The sequence below is a fragment of the Lacrimispora sp. genome (assembly GCF_031982545.1).
Classification (GTDB): Bacteria; Bacillota; Clostridia; order Lachnospirales; family Lachnospiraceae; genus Lacrimispora.
In genome coordinates this window covers 81,969-98,383 of record NZ_DALYXB010000013.1, presented here as the reverse complement: position 1 = coordinate 98,383, position 16,415 = coordinate 81,969, and the positions used below count along the sequence as shown (strand labels likewise).

Below are 16,415 nucleotides of genomic sequence, written 5' to 3'. Positions count from 1 at the left end.
CCATGAAAATACTGGACATCTACATCAATGGATTTGGGAAATTTCACGGCAGGAACTTAACGTTCCATGATGGAATCAACATTGTTTACGGAAAAAATGAAGCTGGAAAATCCACAATCCATACCTTTATCCGCAGCATGCTCTTTGGAATTGAACGGCAAAGAGGCAGAGCTTCCAGAAATGATCTCTACTCCCGTTTCGAGCCATGGGAAAACAGCGGAACTTATGAAGGCCAGATCCGGGTGGAACATAAGGAACACATCTATCGGATTGAACGGACTTTCCAGAAAAACAAAAAAGAGTTTAAGGTAGTGGATGAAACGGCTGGAAAAGAAATCGAGCCCACTAAGGCGTTTTTAGATGATCTTCTTTGCGGTTTAAGCGAAACCTCCTACATCAACACCATCAGCATCGGTCAGTTAAAAAGTGCCACTGATGAAGGTATGGTGACGGAGCTGAAAAATTACATTGCAAACCTGAATACAACGGGCAATCTTGCACTTAATATAACCAAAGCAGCCGCCTGCTTAAAGTCTCAGAGAAAGGAACTGGAATCCCAGATGGTTCCGGAAGCTGCCCGTACCTACACCTCTCTGTTAAGTGAAATACGCAACATTGAAAAGGAAATTTCAGCCCCTGAGTACGAAAACCAGATACAGAACTATCAAAAGCTTCGGGTGGATATGAAGACGGATCTGGAAGAACGCCAGGCAGAAAAGGAAGAGTTAATTAAAAAAGTGGCAAGAGGCAGACAGGTTCTTACAAGCAACCAGTTTACCGACCACGACTCCATAAATTCCTATTCCCAAAAAGCTCAGGAGCATTATGATGATTATATGGAAGCCCAGGCCGCCTGCAATAGGAAACCTAAAAAGTTTGCTTCCGCCATATCACTTATTTTAGCCACACTTTTACTTTGCAGCACCGGTGTTATTTATTATATGGGAGAATCCAATTATTTTTCCGCGTATTACGGCGTTGATCTCATTTTGCTCTTAAGTGTTTTTGTAAGCGGCGCTCTTATTTTCTATCTGATTGGCCTACTCCTTTTTCTAAGGATTCGTCATCACATGAAGGATATGGAAATGAGTGGCAAGGTACTTGAAGAGATTTTATCCCGGCACTTAGGTGATACAGACATTACTCCGGAATCCATACAGGCATTTAAGAACCGCATGGCTGAATTCACACGGCTTTGCTCTGCCGTATCCAAATCAGAAGCAGCCATCAACCAGAAAGCAGCCCAGATCGAGGAGCTTAATAAGAAGCTGGAAGGCTGCGGAGTTACCATAGAGACACAGCAAAAAAGTCAGTGGGAGCTGGAGAAGAAGCTGGATCATTTATCCGGCTGTAAAACCCAGGCGGAAGGATTAAAGCATATACTTGCAGAAAATGACCGTATACGGGAAGAAATCTCCGCGGTAGACTTAGCCTTGGAAACCATGACCAATTTATCTTCCTCAATCCGAGACTCGTTCGGACTATACTTAAATAAAGCGGCTTCCGATTTAATTTCCGGAATTACTGGAGGAATCTACACCAGCATGAGTGTAGATGAGAACTTAAACATCTTCTTAAATACGAAAACCAAGCTGGTACCTTTGGAGCAGGTCAGCAGCGGAACTATGGATCAGGTTTATCTGGCTCTCCGTCTGGCTGCTGCAACGCTGATTCAGGCCGGTGACGAAAGAATGCCATTTATATTTGATGACAGCTTCGTTCTTTATGACGACGACAGGTTAAAGACCGGATTAAAATGGCTGGCTGGTACTTATACAAATCAGATCATTATTTTTACCTGCCACCAGCGGGAAGCTCAGATGATGACTGCAAACTTGATGCCTTATCATTTAATCGAAATATAGAAAATCCCTGAAGGAGATTTGATTCACATCTCTTTCAGGGATTTTTTATTATTCATGTGTTTTTAGTGACCCCATTATTGCTTCGATTATAACTCCAATTACAATACCCACTGCTGCCGGGCATATCCAGCCAAGCCCGTATGAATAAAATGGAAGCTTTATAAGTTCTGCATGTAAAATATCTGCTCCTGCCGTTTCCAGTGACAGCAACACTCCTATGATTCCCGTTAAACCCATGGCACAGACATAGACCGCTCTCCATCGTTTTCCATCACGAAAAGCAAAAGACAGGATAATCAGTACAATGGAAATGGGATATAAAGCACTTAAAACAGGTACTGATATCTCGAGTATCTTATTAAGTCCTGCGTTGGATATGATAAGGCTGACAAAAGCGAATAAAAACGCCCACGTCCGGTACCCAATCTTCGGTACAATGGTACAGAAATACTTGCTGCAACAGCTGATCAGACCAATACAGGTATTCAGACATGCAATGAAAAAAACTGCTGCCAGCAGAATAAGACCTGCTTTTCCATATAAAAACTGTACTGCCTGGTTCAAGGTCTGAGCACCGTTATCTGCCAGTCCAAATGCACCACCGGTCACTGCGCCAACATGTGATAAGGCACTGTAAACCAGCAGGAGAATTCCACCTGCAAATAAACCGGCCCTGATGGTTTCATGAACTACATCTGCTTCTTTCTTTATGCCCATGGCCTTAATATTTAACGATATAATAATACCGAAATTTAAGGCTGCAATGGTATCCATAGTCATATAACCTTCCAGAAATCCTTTAATAAACGGAGCTTTCTGATATGTTTCAGAAGGTGTTCCATAGGCTCCCGCCGGGTGAATGATACATCCGGCAAAGATCACTGCGATCAGAACCAAAAGTATGGGAGTCAGAATCTTCCCCAGACGGTCTGTCAGTTTATCTGGCTTTAGGGCTACTACGAATGCAATGGTAAAAAATACTACCGAATACAGAAACTGCATCAGTGCACTTGAAGTTCCCTCTTTTAAGAAGGGAACCACTGCCATCTCAAAAGATGTACTTGCAGTCCTTGGAATTGCAAGACAAGGGCCAATGGATAAATAAATTAATAAGGTAAAAATAAAAGCAAACTTCGGATGAACACGCCCCGCCAGTTTATCCAGCCCTCCGGACTGAGCCACCGCCACGACGCCTAAAACCGGAAAGCCGATTGCAGTTACTGCAAATCCCGCCACCGCAATCCAGGTAGCGGTTCCTGCTGACGCTCCCAGAAAAGGCGGAAAGATCAGGTTTCCTGCTCCAAAAAACATGGAGAATACCGTAAGTCCGGCTAAAACTAATTTTTCTTTAGTCAATCGCTCCATAATATCCTCGTAATTAACGGTCTCCGGCGCGGTAACGCTCCAGCAGCCGGTTGATTCTGGTTGTTGGGTTAAGCAGACCGCTGAGGGAAGCATCATGATTTAAGTTGTCAATGATAAGGGCAATATACTTGCTCATATCAACATTAATATAATAAGGTCTGGACAAAAGATCCGGTGTCTGATATACCAGATTAGTGGTTAAGATCCGGTCAATTAATCCATTTTCATAATATTCATCAAACTTTGCAAGTCCGTTGGTAAAGAGTCCGAACGTAGCGCAGACAAATACTTTTCTTGCCTTTCTCCGTTTCAGTTCTTTTGCAACATCAAGCATACTTTCGCCAGAGGAAATCATGTCATCAACAATAATTACATCTTTTCCTTCTACGGACGCACCAAGGAACTCATGGGCTACGATGGGGTTGCGTCCATTTATAATCTGGGTGTAATCACGACGCTTATAGAACATACCCATATCCAGTCCCAGTACATTGGCAAAGAATACTGCACGTCCCATGCCGCCTTCGTCCGGGCTGATTACCATCATATGTTCGCTGTCAATATCCAGTTCTTTCTCTTCTTTTAACAAATATTTAATGAACTGGTAGATCGGCTGAACCGTCTCAAAACCTTTTAACGGAATTGCATTCTGCACTCTGGGGTCATGGGCATCAAATGTGATAATATTCTCCACACCCATGTTCACAAGCTCACGAAGTGCCAGTGCGCAGTCAAGAGACTCTCTTCTGGAACGCTTATGCTGACGGCTCTCATATAAGAAAGGCATAATTACATTAATACGTCTTGGTTTACCTGCTGATGCAGCGATCACACGCTTTAAATCCTGAAAATGATCATCAGGGGACATGTGGTTGGTCATACCGCATAGAGAATAGGTCAGGCTGTAGTTACACACATCGACCATGATATAAAGGTCATCACCTCGCACAGACTGCTGCAGGGTGCCTTTTGCCTCTCCGGTTCCGAATCTGGGGGTGCTGGCTCCTATGATGTAAGTATCTCTCTGATAACCGGAAAAAGCGATGGTAGACTTATGTTCACTTTCCCGCTCCTGTCTCCATGACACCAGGTAATCATTTACTTTTTCTCCCAGTTCCTTGCAGCTTTTTAAAGGAATTAAGCCCAATGGTCCAACCGGAATGGTTTCTATCGTTTTCTCTTCATAAAGCATTTGTTTCTCCTCCAACGTGTCCTTATGCAATGCAACGGTTCTTTTATAACATTATGTGTCGCTTTAGTCAAGTCAATCAGAAGAATTGCCCCTAATTTCTAAAATATCTATTTCATTTATTCAAGCTTTTACCATATATTCCAAAACTTAGAAATAAGAACAGCTTCATCCAATAAATGGAGAAGCTATTACTATACTTATATCGGCATCTAGCCTTTTACCAGACCTCCAAGGAAATCATCACCAAAGATCCTCATCTTACCCTTTTTGGGCAGGGCCTCAAATAGTTCCGGATACTGTTCCCCAATTTTAATAGCATTATCATCGATATCAAGCAGATGCTGGCTTGCTATATGAATCAGAGACTCCTCATCTTTCTTTTTAATTGCCTCAATCATTTGCCGATGTTCAGAAAGCACGCTTTCCTCATGAGTGGTATCTACACAGATAAGCTGACGAAGACGCTGGTAATTGCCAGCATCGCCCCAGATAAGCTCCGCACAATACTGCTTATCCGTTGCAGCAAAAAAATACTTATGGAATTCGTCATCCAGAGACAAAAAAGCCCTGGTGTCTTTTTCCTTTATGGCTTTTTCCTGCTGTTCAATCAGACTGTTTAAATCCGATATATGTTTTCTTGTATAATTATCAACAAATTCTTTTAAAACGTTTATCTCAACGCTGTACCTGATATATTGTTCCTTCTGTGCCTTTTCCAGATTGATTTTTGAAATCATAATGCCTTTTTGGGGAAGAGTCATGATAAGCCCTTCTCTTTCCAGACGAATTAAAGCATCACGTACCGGCGAACGGCTTACATTCATTTCCTGTGCAAGATCATTAATGGTAAGAATGACCCCCGGCCGGATCCGCATTTCGATAATGCTATTGCCAAGTTCACTATAAATATTATCAGCAGTGGTTTTCTTTTCGGGTTTATTCAGCAACAGATGTCCTCCTTTTCTATCTTTATTAATTAGGCGTTTATAAAGTGCCACAAACCGTACAAATATGACCTATTTCTTTTTATAAACAAGCCATTTTTTTATTTTATACTAATATATTAATATACCACATTTGCGGAGAAACGTCAAATTAATTAAGCTTGTCATCACTTAAAGCCATGTCAAGCAATCGTTCATATACACAAGGGTGACAGTCTGATTGGCTCATAAGCCTGGAGAATTCAACTGCCGCTACTTCACTGGCAGCGATGCAGCTGGTATTATAGGAAAACACCCGAAAAAACCGCTTTTTTATCATTCTGGAAGCGGTATATATCTCCGGTGTTATGGTTTCGATATGATGGAATATCTCGTGATACATCGCGATATGTCTCATCTCTTCCTCTGAAAACATATCACAAAGATCATTCTGTGCAATAAACTCCTGAACCTTATTAAGGGCTTTATGCTGGAGTACAATCGTTTTTTCTAATGGGAGATAAAGGGCGATATATCTTTGAATCTCATACTGTTCATAGTAATATCGGTGCTCCACCTCTAAAGAAAACCGCGCCGGCCATTCCTCAGGGGAACAGCCAGCGTAAGCTTTCATGTATTTCTTATACATAACCATAGCAGTTTGAATACTTTTTTCTATTATTTCCTCTTTGCTTTCCTGCAAAAGAGCTGAAGTGGATGCATCTTTATTAAAGGTATATTCCCTCCAAAACTTATTTGGCCGGTTCATATCTTCTAATAACTGCTTTCTTTTTTCATTACAAATCATTTTTAGCTACCACCAGAATGCACTCTTCATCCGGCTCCCGGTCACAAAGCTCTGCTTCTATAAGACCTGCCACCTGAGCAAGCTCTGGTACTCCGGAATAGTCAAGCATTTTGCTTCCAGCAACCACATACACATCTGGATTGATCCGAACCTCTCCTGCGAAGCTGCTGGTCTGATCCCATATTCCTTTTAACTCTTCTGGAGCCGATCTTACTGTAGTCTTCATGACATTGCCATTTCTTCTTTGTACCTTAATGAACCCTTTTTTATCAATAACTCTCAGTGCCTGATCACCATTATTTTTAACGGTCATAATAAAGAATCCGCTGGTTGCTGCCCTCATGGTCACATTACTGTTTTGTACTCCCACGGATTGAGCCCCTATTTCCACAGCCTCTTCCTCTTGACAGTTTTTCATTAAGTCCGTTGTTTTTACCTCAGTGGAACCCATTGCAATTGCAGTAACCTTTTGAGACTGCTCGTCAATCTCTACATAAACTTCGATGGTGTCTTCTACTGCACCGCTGCTCATAGCAAGTTCTTTTGCTTCCTTCTTTAATTCCGCAATGTCCTTTGCTGTAGGGTTAGGAATTGTTCTTTCTACCATTTCCCGAACCATTGCAAGTGCAACTCCAATAGAAGAAATAACGTCGGCGTGTTCTGGAATCTGATATTGAAAATCCATCGTTTGGGCCGTAAATGTAAGAAGTGTCCCTGCACCTCCTCCTGCACCTACCAGCACCACCTGATCTCGCTCCAGTTTATACTTTGCAATGAGATCTTCAATAACAGGCTGAATCTTTTCACAGGCTTTTGTTAATATAACCCTGGCGGCTTCCTCCACCGACAGGTTCACTTCCTCTGCAAGCAGCGTCATAGCTTTCACGCTGGATTCATAAATTCCCTGAGCATAGTCGCCTTCCTTCAAAATGCCAAGGACATTGGCTGCACAAGTATTTGTGATAGTAACGCTTTCCCCGTTATTTAATCGAATTGCCACATAGTCCTTTGGATCATTGCTGCGAGGCTGCATGTAATATAGCTTTGCTCCATCAAACAATTCTGGTGGTGTAAACGCTGCATATCCCATATTGGCAATATGAGCACTTCTCGGTCCCACATCTACAATCTTTCCTTTACAGGCCCGTACCATGCTGCCTCCGGCTACGCCTAAGACCCGTACATCCAGAGAGTTTACATAAGTTCTATGTCCGCCAATAATAGAATAATCTACCGAAGGACGTCCATTTTTAATGACACCAATATTAGTGGAGGTACCTCCCACCTCAAAGTAAATGCCGTTGGAGGCTCTTAAATACATAAGAGCTCCGATTACACTGGCAGCCGGTCCAGAAAGCATGGTTAGAATAGGACGCTTTTTCATCTCCTCGATTTCCATAACGCCCCCATCCCCTCTCATAATCATAAGAGGTACTGTCACACCGGTGCTTCTTACACTTGACTCCGTGCTGGTGGCTGTTTCAAGCATTTTGGGTAGGATGCTGGCATTTAAAGCAGCAGTTCTGGTTCGTGTTGTCAGACCATACAGCTTTGTAATATCAGAGGCAAGCGTACAGGGCTTCCCCTGGCTCTCAACTTCTTTTGCCACCTCCTTCTCTTCCGTGAGGTCGTCCACTCCAAAGGCCTTACTGGCAACAATTACTCTGGCTCCATCCTTGATCAGAGCATCTACTTTCTCTTTTATGGCTTCCTGGGTCATATCTTTGCTTCGGATGAAATCATTGCTTATCTCAATGTATTTCCCTGTTCCCAAATCAATATTTTCGATATGAGTCTGTTTCTTTGCCATCATGCTCTCTAAGAAGCCTCTTCCAATACCTATAACGCCCACTTTGGCAACATCACCCTCCAAAAGTGCGTTGGTAGCCTGTGTTGTGCTATGCGCAATAAAAATCACTTCGTCTGGCTTGATATCATTTTCCATCAGACATTTTTCAAAAGCCTCCACGACACCTTTTGCAACTCCGCTTTCGTGGAAGTGAGTCGTCATAACGATACCCTTGCCTACTATCTGGTTTGTATCATTGTCAATGGCAACTGCCTTAGTATGAGTACCGCCAACATCGATTCCTATACGAATTGATCGTCTGCTCATTTGTCCTCCTAATCTAACTGCTTTATTTCAACAACTGAATCATCTAGCTATTATCATATACCCTGCCAATAAATTAGCCGCAAAAATCAGCCAGGACCAGGGAAAGTTGGTGCGAATATAAGTTTTGGGCTCCAGCTTTGCATAACTGATTCCCCACATACTCCAGGACTGGGTTGGGCAGGAGTTTGCAACAATTGCAACCGGCGGCACCAAAAACAGAATAAATAAGAATGATTCCGGGAAAAATCCGGTGGCCTGTAAAATAGCAAGTGTAGCAGCACCAGAACCAAATACCATAAGTGGTCCTCTAAAAAGTCCCAAAGGCGCACAAATTATAAATGCAATTAAGATAATAATAGCCGACTGAGGAATGACTCCGCCTAGAAGCTCACTGAGGATTGGAGCTACCTGTTTTGCTGCAGTACTGAAAATATTAACGCCATAAAGCATACCGATAAGAAGACCCACATCAGCAATTCCGTCGTACAGAGTTTTTTGTACCTTTTCAATTGCCAGTTTATAGCTTGTCATATTTCTCGTAAGAAGAAGTCCAAAGAAAATACCAATCAGGAAAGCTGGAACCGGTTTCCACTTAAATATTGCTACCATTAAAATTGGCAAAAAGGGGACAATCGCCGCAACTGCCGGAATTTGCTGCACAGACCCTGAATTCATTACCGCCCAAGCACGGGCCTTTCCCTGTCCGCTTTTTCTAAAATGATATATAATAAATATGAGCATGACAATTACATGGATAATGGTGGCAATTACTGCAAATCTCAAATATGTGTTATCGTAAGTCATATTGGGGAACAGAGCGAGAAGCTGATTTACATACCCAAGATTTAAATACATTCCACCTGCAACAGACATCATATAGGCACCTACTGCTACACGTTTCTCAACCCCAAGAGAAAACAGAATAGGAAGTACTATCATACCGATTGCCATTACAGATCCTACGCCAAATGCGCTGGTAAAAATAAGAGTACAAACCAGAGATACCAGAATAGTTGTTACAAGCGGCTTGTCTCCAGCCATCTCCACCGTTTTTTTAATGATAAAACCTGCGATTCCCGTATCTACGATCACCCTGCCAAACCAGCTTCCAAAGACAATAATAGCTATGGTTGGTCCGTAACTTTCCACGGATGACTGGAACACAGTATCTATTACAGTCCGATATGGCACCCGTCCCACAAGGCACCAGATCAGTGCCATAAAGACAAACCCAACTAACAGGTTCCCCCCCTTCATACAGTAACCAATAAGTCCTGCAAACGATACGAGTAATAAAATACCCGCCACAATAACATAAAGACTCATACACTTCCTCCTTCAACAAGATATGATTAGTAGTTCAGCCTGCACGAAAAGGAATTGCCTTGCCTTCATCTGTGCGACTAATATATTACACACATTAGTATACTACCATTTCATACCAAGTCTATTGATAAAATAACTGAAAAGGAACAAATTATTTTGTCTATTTTTCCTACTAAAAGCAAAAAATGTACCTTGAACCGGCTCAATAAGCCGTTTCAGGGCACACTTTATTTTCTAAAAAACTATTTTAAATTTCTGTTAGTACCGGTTATTTACAGTTCCAGCCTTCTTCTTAATTCTGATATCATCTCCATATATAGGAATTACCGTATATCGGCTGATCAGCCTGGAAGTAACACGTTCCGTATATCGATCCCTCAGCTCGTTAATGGAATGATTGGTAGATATAATGGTTGACTTTGAAGAATTAAGCCGTTCGTTAATACAGTAAAACAATTCGGAAGAGGTAAAGCTGTTATTTAGCTCTGTTCCCAGATCATCAATGATTAAAAGATCACAGTCCAGAATATACTGATACATTCCTTTCATGTCGTCTTCATCCTGATAATCAAACCGGTTTTTGGAAAATACCTCAAAGAGATCGTTAGCGGATAAATAGATCACGGAATAAAACTTATCGATCAGCTCTTTGGCAATACAATTAGTTAAAAATGTCTTTCCCACGCCAGTAGGGCCTGTAAACAACAAATTCCCATGTTCTTTAGGCAGGTTTTTTACGAAACTGCGGCAGGTTTCCGTAACCTGAATCATATACTGCTTCACCGTCCGGTTTAAAACCGGCATTGCTTTTGTATCATCAAAATATTCATAAGAAAATGTATTAAAATTCTCCACTGCAATGATTTGCTCAATGTTGGATTGTGCATATAGATATTTCATCTCTGACTGTCGGAAGCAGTGGCACTTTATGCCTTCGGAATACCCCGTGTCTTTACAGTCCGGACACAAGTACTGCATCTCCATAAAATCAACCTTATATCCGGCAGACTTTAAAAGAACCGACTTTTGTTCCCGCAGATCTGCAATTTCCTCTCTCAGCTCTTTTAGGGCTTGTTTATCCCCATCCAAAAGCCTGCGGGCGCAGGAGACTGCTCTTGTACTGATGGAATCATCAAGTTCCTTAATCACAGGTATTTTATTATATACTTGCGCAATCCGCTTTTCCTGTTCATGCCGGTCCTTTAACTGCTGCTGCCCGTAAGCCCGCATGATGGCATCATACTGTGAATTGCTCAGTGCCATAATTACCTCCGTTTCTATCGTGCTTATCTATCGTTACTTAAACTCTGTCAGCTGTTCAAGAATAAGAGCATCATAATCAATTTCTCTTTGAGGAAAGTTCTGAAACTGGTTTTGTCCGTTCTTCCCTTTTGCACCGGCTGCAGCCTTAGTACCTTTATCGCCGCCGCTCTTTTTCCGGTCTGCGTGCTGCTCGTCCAGTCTTTTAATATCCTCCATGGTACGGGCTCCTGCTTTCTTCCATCCTTCTATAATCTTGTCCGTATAAGGAAAACTGGGAGAATGTGTCGCCGTCAGAGTCCTGCTGCAGGCCTCCATAACCAGGTCTTTGGTAAATCCGTAAGTACGGAACCACTTATCCATGTATTCCCGTTCTGAATCTCCGGGATTACGGTCGCTCAGTCCAAATGCTCTCATGACTGCAAAGGAATCCTTAGAAAATGTAAGTGCATTATTCTTAGCATCATCAACTGTCTTAAAACCCTTTTCGTGCCAGCTGATGGCCACTGTCTCAATATATCGAATGCTGGTATGACCGCCCTGTACACAATATTCCACAACATACTCTAAAAGCTCTGCAGGCATATGAAGGCCATCATACAGATACGCAAATACCTCACATTCTCTTTGAGTGAAAACTTTGTTCATATATTTTTGGGCAATATAAAGCAATTGAGAAAAATCTTCATCTCCTGCCAGCCCGCTGATTTGATCCGGAGTGTAGGATTTTCTGCTTGCAGATGGTGCAGGTATCTCCTTTTTCACTGCTTCTGCCGGGCGCCCGGAACATGCAGTCTCCGAAGCGGCCGAAGAAACCTCCGGTTTTGAGGCTGCCGCCTCGCCTAATACTCCTGCTTTTTTCCAATAGGATAAGGCACGGGCTACATCTGCCTCTGTATGGTTTAAGGCATCAGCAATCATGGAAACAGTAACCTCTTCCCCTTCATGACGCATCAGAAACAGATATTCTTTTATGTATTCACCATTGGCCGAAGCCATAAAATCGTCTATGAATTGATTGGATATTATCGTTCCATTGATCTTAAAACTGCTTTTAAAGTTCACCGCCATAACCTCACCTTTTTATCATGTTCCTATCATACCACAGGTCTTTCCAAAAGAAAATAGGGGCAGTTATCCACTAAATCAATTGTGGATATTGTGGATAATGTGGAAACCAAGTATACATAATCTTAGTTTATCCACTATGATTCTGTTGAATTGCTGATAAAATCGAGATTTTCTAAATTGTGAGACGATAATTTATGTAAATTAAAAAATCCACATAGTTTCTTAACATAAAATGTTGAAAACTATGTGGATAATGTGGATAACTATAAGCCCAACAGCTTTTCTCCCACTTTTACAATGTCTCCGGCACCCATAGTTATCAACAAATCACCGTGTATACAATTTTCTAAAATAAATGTTTCAATCTCGTCAAACGAGGTAATGTAATGAGCTTTTACACCTTTTTTCTCGATTCTCTCCACGATATCTGCAGAGCTGATGCCCAGATTGTCAGTTTCTCTTGCTGCATAAATTTCTGCAAGAATTACCTCATCCGCCAGAGACAGCGCATCTGCAAATTCGTCAAGAAATGCCTTTGTACGTGTATAAGTATGGGGTTGGAAAACAACCCACAGTTTTTTGTGTGGATAGTGCTGTGCTGTGCTTAAGGTCGCACGGATCTCCTGTGGATGATGAGCATAATCATCAATAATGGTCACACCTCCCAGTTCGCCCTTCTTTTCAAAGCGCCTGTTGGTGCCTGTAAAATGCTTCAGTCCCTTTTTCACCTGATCCAATGATATTCCCAGTTCTGCACACACAGCGGCTGCCGCCAGGGAGTTATACACATTATGTTCTCCCGGTACTCCAAGAGTTACCGTATCCACAATGGAGCCATCAATCTTTAAATGATAGGTGGCTCTTGCCAGATCATCAAACGCAATTCCTTCCGCCTGATATCTGCTTCCGTCTTTCTTACCAAAAGTAATCACCTTACATGGAAGATCCCGGACAATCTCCTCAATATTTTCGATATCATTATTAATCACCAGAAGTCCGTCCGCTGGAAGCTTCTGGGCAAACAGACGGAATGAATTACGAATATCCTTGATATCTTTAAAGAAATCAAGATGATCTGCTTCTATATTTAAAATAATCTCCACTGTTGGATAAAAAGAAAGAAAACTGTTGGTATATTCACAGGCCTCAGTCACAAATAGTTCCGGACCGCCTACACGTATGTTTCCCCCTATGGAATTTAATATTCCGCCTACGGAAATAGTAGGGTCTGCATCCGCGCAGAGAAGAACCTCTGTAATCATAGAGGTTGTGGTAGTCTTTCCGTGAGTACCTGAAATAGCAATCGCATTCTCATAATTCTTCATCATCTGACCAAGAAGTTCTGCTCTGCTTAAAATGGGAAGTCCCTGTTCTTTTGCAGCCATAAGCTCCGGATTGTCAGAATGTACCGCAGCTGTATAAACCACCACATCGATTCCTTCAGTAATATTCTCTGCGCGCTGTCCGTACACAATTTTTGCGCCTTTTGCTTCCAGGTGATGTGTCAGCTCCGATTCATGAGAATCTGATCCTGTCACCGAAAATCCCTCATCCATGAGAATCTCAGCCAGACCGCTCATGCTGATTCCTCCAATACCGATAAAATGAACTGCCTGTGGTTTATGAAAATCAATCTGATACATGCTTTATCCATCCTTAAATTTATAATTTATTTATGTAACTGTTACTTTCACTTACTTTTACTGCTTTTTTCTTATAAAGTCAATTGCTTTCTTCTTTATTATATAAGAAAAACAGCAGAAAATCTACCGGGTAATCCAAACAAGGACGAAGCCTGGTGATGAAATGCCCCATTTGCAGCTGCAATATATCCCCCCAATTTAAAAAAATGCACCTTACAGATTCTATGACCTGTAAAGTGCAATTTATGACACTGAAATCAAGATCCGGATAATGCCAGTTCCGCTCCTGCATGCAGAAGTCCCCTAAAACCCGGGGTTCCTGCTGAAGCCTCTGCTACTGATGCAATTAAATAAAGCATTTCCTTATAACTGCGGAACAGCTGCTGCTGCCGTCCCTCTCTCCAGTAGATAATCCCCTGCCAGGTTGAGTGTTCGTGAAATAATACTTTAATGGAAAAAGAAGCGATCTTTCCTCCTCTTCTGCAAAACGTACAGGCATCACTGGATATTAGTTGTCCATAGTTTAGCCCGTACTTGGGAATATCATCATTTTTTAATTCGTATTCCATAAAAGTACCCAGGGACTTTGCAAGGTCCACTGGATTCATCTGCTGTTCTAATATCTCAGACGGTATATTCTGATAGTTCCCAGTAAACTTTCCTGAATGGTAGCTGTCAATCGCCACATGGCAGGTAGTAATAATATTATTAACCTGTTCTTTCTTTTCATTACCGCTCAATAACCGATACATGGAAAGAATTAAATCAAGTTCACTTTCAAATGGTATCTTTTCGTCACCTTCGATCCACTTAAAGTTCCCCTGCCAGCTTGCATAATACCGATACTGTACAAAAACATAAAAAGTGGCCAGTTTACCGGCTCTTTCTTTTTCATTGCTTTTCTTTATTTCCGGAGAAAGATCCTCTATTCCGGAAAACTGCCGCCTCTGAACTGTCTGTTTGGGGCTTCCCAGTTGATCAAAGATCCGATCCATATTAAAAAACATCTCCAGAAGACTATCAAATAATATTCCTTCAGAGTCTCTGTCATGGAATAAAACTCCTTTAATGCTACTATCTTCAAATTCATCTACTGCTATTGTAAAATATCTATCTCCATTACGAACCACACTCATTCTTCCAACTGTCATCCCTTCACCATAGTCCTTTGTTTACAAATTTATTATATAATAAAGCGGTTACATATCGGTTACATAACATTGTTTCAGATAAATATATTTTACCACATGTAACTATCTATTGAAAGAGAAATCAACAAAAAACTCCTGACTTTTAACTGGGTCAGGAGTTTCTAAGTTTTTTGATCTTCTATTAAACCGTCTCCGATAAAAAGCGACCAAATATAATATGTTTATATCTATTAAGTACGCCCAGCAAAAGATTTCCCAATACTCCGACTGCAAGAACTTCCCCAATGCCAACAGTAACCATCATATACCAGATCATATCCGGCGAACCGTAAGCATATCGAAGAACCCATGGAATAATAAGAACATTGGACACGATGGGCGGAATACAGACCAGCCACTTATTTCCCCGGAGTTTATATGCTCCAATGGCTCCGAACAGAGTGGCAAGACTTCCGAAAACCACATCAAGAGCTGCTGCACCGCACAAAAAATTGGACAGGAAACAACCAATAAATAATCCTGGAATTGCAGCCGGCGTAAAAAAGGGGAGAATACAAAGCATTTCGGAAATCCGAAACTGGACGGGTCCAAAGCCGATTGGGGCAAATGCAATGGTCAGAACCGTGTAGATTGCAGCGATAACTGCGGAAAAAACCATGAAATGGGTTTTCCCTGATGATTTGTAATTCATATTAAATTCTCCTTTAGTTTTGTTTTAGGTGTGGAAGGTCTCGAACACACCGGTCTTGTTTTGTGAAATCCCCTGTAAAAGAAAGAGTTCCACGGCCTTATTACGGGTGATACTATAGCACAAATCCGGTACAAATGCAAGTCATGCCCAGAATCTGCCTTATTATTTCTGCCACCACTCCTTCGGAATCGTCTCCAATTCAATCAGGCAATTGATCTGGTGGGACAGCACGTCTTTTGTCACTTCAAAAATTGCTTTCGTGTCACACAGAATACAGGCGGCATTGCCAAATGTGGTCTTTGCTGCAGCATGTCTTTCATAGAAAGCCTGCTCCAGTTTTTTATAATTTTCTGAGATATGGTCTGTAACGGAATTTTCATGCCGGTGCATAAAGCAAGGTTTTATCTGTTTGTCCGGCATCACTATCTTAAAATATGTGGGCTCCTTAGTAAGACGGTCAGGCACATCTAAATGCTCTTCCACACAGTGAATAAAGGTATTCCTCTCATGTCCCACACCGAGAAGCAGGATCTTACCGCCTCTTTCCATTAAGCGATCATAGCATCCACCTTGCTGACAGGGGGTTGTACGATTCTCTTCCCCTTCAATAAAGGCTTCGCTGTCTTTACCATAGACTGCTACACTATGGGTTGGATGGAGGGAACGGAGTATGCCCTTTCGTTTCATAAAAAGATTGGGTAAAATCCCTACACAAGCCGGTTCTATCCGTGGATCATAAACATTATGATATTCCGACATGGAAAACCATGTATGCGTTGGCAGTATAAGAAGTCCATCAGATAAGTATTCCATAAATGCATCTAATACAGTATCTGCACCACCTTCAACCCCTCCAATTGCTTTCATGGATGAATGAACCAATAATGTGTCATCAGGCTGGATTCCCATTTCTTTTAAATTCTGTTTCAGACTTTGTTTTGTAAACATAATATTACCTTTCTTATCCCAAATAAATTAATAGTTATGTATCTAATATCATAAGG

At 41.7% G+C, this 16,415-nt stretch carries 13 protein-coding genes; 1 reads left to right on the top strand and 12 read right to left on the bottom strand.

Annotated features, from left to right (window positions below; genetic code table 11):
* The first annotated feature begins 2 nt into the window (after positions 1-2).
* Positions 3-1,865 carry an ATP-binding protein gene (locus tag ABS301_RS20295; protein ID WP_349673939.1) on the top strand — a complete coding sequence of 621 codons (1,863 nt, stop codon included), beginning with the start codon at positions 3-5 and terminating at the stop codon, positions 1,863-1,865.
* A gap of 48 nt (positions 1,866-1,913) precedes the next feature.
* On the opposite strand, the gene brnQ is transcribed toward ABS301_RS20295, so the two are convergent.
* From brnQ to ABS301_RS20235, 12 genes are all read right to left on the bottom strand, one after another.
* Positions 1,914-3,233 (bottom strand): branched-chain amino acid transport system II carrier protein, encoded by a 1,320-nt coding sequence (gene brnQ / locus ABS301_RS20290; protein ID WP_349673987.1) that lies wholly within the window; start codon positions 3,231-3,233, stop codon positions 1,914-1,916.
* A gap of 10 nt (positions 3,234-3,243) precedes the next feature.
* Positions 3,244-4,422, bottom strand: a complete 1,179-nt coding sequence (locus ABS301_RS20285) for a ribose-phosphate pyrophosphokinase (protein WP_349673938.1) — start codon at positions 4,420-4,422, stop codon at positions 3,244-3,246.
* Positions 4,423-4,631: 209 nt separating this feature from the next.
* A complete protein-coding gene (locus ABS301_RS20280; RefSeq protein ID WP_349673937.1) occupies positions 4,632-5,369 on the bottom strand; it encodes a GntR family transcriptional regulator in 738 nt (245 codons plus the stop codon).
* 148 nt (positions 5,370-5,517) lie between these two features.
* Entirely contained in the window at positions 5,518-6,153 is a 636-nt protein-coding gene (locus ABS301_RS20275) for a hypothetical protein (protein WP_349673936.1), read from the bottom strand.
* Complete coding sequence (locus tag ABS301_RS20270; RefSeq protein WP_349673935.1) at positions 6,143-8,269, bottom strand: hydantoinase/oxoprolinase family protein; 2,127 nt, start codon at positions 8,267-8,269, stop codon at positions 6,143-6,145. The genes ABS301_RS20275 and ABS301_RS20270 overlap by 11 nt, the downstream gene beginning before the upstream one ends.
* 39 nt (positions 8,270-8,308) lie before the next feature.
* Complete coding sequence (locus ABS301_RS20265; protein ID WP_349673934.1) at positions 8,309-9,595, bottom strand: citrate transporter; 1,287 nt, start codon at positions 9,593-9,595, stop codon at positions 8,309-8,311.
* A 258-nt stretch (positions 9,596-9,853) separates the two neighbouring features.
* Positions 9,854-10,858, bottom strand: coding sequence for an ATP-binding protein (locus ABS301_RS20260; protein ID WP_349673933.1), 1,005 nt, complete (start codon positions 10,856-10,858; stop codon positions 9,854-9,856).
* A 33-nt stretch (positions 10,859-10,891) separates the two neighbouring features.
* On the bottom strand, positions 10,892-11,926 hold the full coding sequence (locus ABS301_RS20255; RefSeq protein ID WP_349673932.1) for a DnaD domain protein: 1,035 nt from the start codon (positions 11,924-11,926) through the stop codon (positions 10,892-10,894).
* Between the two features lie 263 nt (positions 11,927-12,189).
* On the bottom strand, positions 12,190-13,569 hold the full coding sequence (gene murC / locus ABS301_RS20250) for a UDP-N-acetylmuramate--L-alanine ligase (RefSeq protein WP_349673931.1): 1,380 nt from the start codon (positions 13,567-13,569) through the stop codon (positions 12,190-12,192).
* Between the two features lie 257 nt (positions 13,570-13,826).
* A complete protein-coding gene (locus ABS301_RS20245; RefSeq protein ID WP_349673930.1) occupies positions 13,827-14,720 on the bottom strand; it encodes a hypothetical protein in 894 nt (297 codons plus the stop codon).
* Positions 14,721-14,901: 181 nt separating this feature from the next.
* Positions 14,902-15,411: a QueT transporter family protein gene (locus ABS301_RS20240; RefSeq protein ID WP_349673929.1), complete on the bottom strand. Its 510-nt coding sequence runs from the start codon at positions 15,409-15,411 to the stop codon at positions 14,902-14,904.
* Positions 15,412-15,573: 162 nt separating this feature from the next.
* Complete coding sequence (locus ABS301_RS20235; RefSeq protein ID WP_349673928.1) at positions 15,574-16,359, bottom strand: AAC(3) family N-acetyltransferase; 786 nt, start codon at positions 16,357-16,359, stop codon at positions 15,574-15,576.
* Positions 16,360-16,415: the final 56 nt, after the last annotated feature.

Coding starts and splice junctions, on each gene's coding strand:
- murC (WP_349673931.1), bottom strand. CDS start 13,569: ATGTATCAGATTGATTTTCATAAACCACAGGCAGTTCATTTTATCGGT.
- ABS301_RS20285 (WP_349673938.1), bottom strand. CDS start 4,422: ATGCTTTATGAAGAGAAAACGATAGAAACCATTCCGGTTGGACCATTG.
- ABS301_RS20260 (WP_349673933.1), bottom strand. CDS start 10,858: ATGGCACTGAGCAATTCACAGTATGATGCCATCATGCGGGCTTACGGG.
- ABS301_RS20235 (WP_349673928.1), bottom strand. CDS start 16,359: ATGTTTACAAAACAAAGTCTGAAACAGAATTTAAAAGAAATGGGAATC.
- ABS301_RS20245 (WP_349673930.1), bottom strand. CDS start 14,720: ATGACAGTTGGAAGAATGAGTGTGGTTCGTAATGGAGATAGATATTTT.
- ABS301_RS20265 (WP_349673934.1), bottom strand. CDS start 9,595: ATGAGTCTTTATGTTATTGTGGCGGGTATTTTATTACTCGTATCGTTT.
- ABS301_RS20255 (WP_349673932.1), bottom strand. CDS start 11,926: ATGGCGGTGAACTTTAAAAGCAGTTTTAAGATCAATGGAACGATAATA.
- ABS301_RS20270 (WP_349673935.1), bottom strand. CDS start 8,269: ATGAGCAGACGATCAATTCGTATAGGAATCGATGTTGGCGGTACTCAT.
- ABS301_RS20240 (WP_349673929.1), bottom strand. CDS start 15,411: ATGAATTACAAATCATCAGGGAAAACCCATTTCATGGTTTTTTCCGCA.
- ABS301_RS20295 (WP_349673939.1), top strand. CDS start 3: ATGAAAATACTGGACATCTACATCAATGGATTTGGGAAATTTCACGGC.
- ABS301_RS20275 (WP_349673936.1), bottom strand. CDS start 6,153: ATGATTTGTAATGAAAAAAGAAAGCAGTTATTAGAAGATATGAACCGG.